Source organism: Pedobacter aquatilis (assembly GCF_032678425.1).
Taxonomy (GTDB): Bacteria; Bacteroidota; Bacteroidia; order Sphingobacteriales; family Sphingobacteriaceae; genus Pedobacter; species Pedobacter aquatilis_B.
In genome coordinates this window covers 1-1,700 of the sequence record NZ_JAVTSG010000013.1, presented here as the reverse complement: position 1 = coordinate 1,700, position 1,700 = coordinate 1, and the positions used below count along the sequence as shown (strand labels likewise).

Here is a 1,700-nt window from a genome sequence, read left to right as displayed (position 1 = left end):
TCAAAACAGTGGCCAAGTTCATGGCCGATAACTGCACCGATAGCGCCAAAATTAACCGCAGCATCTGCGTAAGGGTCAAAAAAAGGTGCTTGCAATATACCAGCTGGAAATTCGATTGAATTATACAGTTTGCTACTCGTCGCGTCAACTGTTTGCGGAACCTGATACCATTCCTTACTGGTGTAAACCTTTCTAAGCAGCGAGCGTTCATAATCCCAGTTTGCCCTTGCTATTAGACGTTCGTTGCCAATGGGACTATTTTTTTTGAAATTAATTGTGGAGTAATCACGCCAGTTATCAGGGTATCCAATTCTTACAGTTACAGCATTAAGCTTCGCTATTGCCTCGCTTCTGCTGCTTTCATCGAGCCAGTCCAAGGTTTCCAGTCGTGATCTGAATGCGCTGCGAACATAGGTCACTAATTCTTTTATATGTTTAAGGTAATCGTTGTTAAAATACCTTTCTACATATAACTTTCCTACAAGCTGACCTAAACGGCTATTAACATATAGAACTGCTTTTTTGTCCCTGGGTGTGTCTTTTTGTATTCCATTGAGTGTTGTAGAATAAAAATCAAACTGACTTTTCCGGAACCTGGTTGGCAACAGGGTTGAATGGTTGACTATCCAGTGGAAGGCGAGGTAAGATGCCCATACGTCTACTGGGGTTTCAGCAAACAGCGCAGATTTTGCCTTAATGGCAAGGTCGGTCTGCAATATCACTTCACTAACATTGGCTACCTGTCTTTCTTTAAGGAATACTTTCCATGGAAAACCCGGTGCATAGGTACCAAGTTCAGCAGTTGGCATTTTGTGAAAATTGATTTTGCTGTCTCGCATTTGTGCGGGCGTCCATTGCATTGAGGCCAGCTTTGTTTCCAGATCAATTATGTCTGTGGCACGTTTTTCTTCATGACTAATGCCAGTAAGGTTTAGCACATGTATTATATATTCCTTATATGCCTTTCGATAGCCGGGATAAGGACCATCTTCTTTTTGATAGTACATTGGGGCGGGCAGGCCGATGCCACTTTCACTAAAAGTTACCAGGAATTTACTCCTGTCACTGATATCGGGCTCGGTGCGAATAGTTACGATTGAAAATGATTTTGGATCGGCCATCCATTTTGCAATACTATCATGACTCTTGAATGAAAGGATGCGCTTAACTTCCCGCTCAATGGTTTTAGTTCCCAGCATTTCGATTTGAGCGGTATCTAAATAGCCCTGATATAGCGCTCCCAATTGCTGAAGCGGTTTAGAAGATGCTTTTTCATTTGCTTCCACAGTAATTAAATCTGCTATCCTTTCATTCACTATTTTTTTAGCCTCACTATAGGTGCTCAACCCGGAAGAACCTGAAGGAATTGTCTTAGTATTCAGCCAACCTTCGTTGACAAATCTATAGAAATCATCTCCTGGTGCTATCTTGTTGTCTATAAACTGTGTCTCAATGCCCCAATTTCCAAATACAGCTTTATTGTTGACCTTCGTTTTTGATTGGGCCCCAACATCGGCGGTATTAAAGACCAATAAATAAGTAATTGCGCCTAAAATAATTTTATGATAATTATTGCTATATTTCATTTTTGAGCTTTGCATGGTATAAAGGTATATCTTAATCAATTTTAAAGATTGTAAAAATGCGAACTATGGGCAATAATATTCATTAATCCCGGCTGGTATTTAGTGATGGAAAAT

The 1,700-nt window shown here is 40.4% G+C and carries 1 protein-coding gene; it reads right to left on the bottom strand.

From position 1 onward, the window contains the following. On the bottom strand, positions 1–1,601 hold a 1,601-nt coding region (locus tag R2Q16_RS20340; protein ID WP_316739916.1), incomplete at its 3' end, for a M13 family metallopeptidase. Positions 1,602–1,700 lie beyond the last annotated feature (99 nt).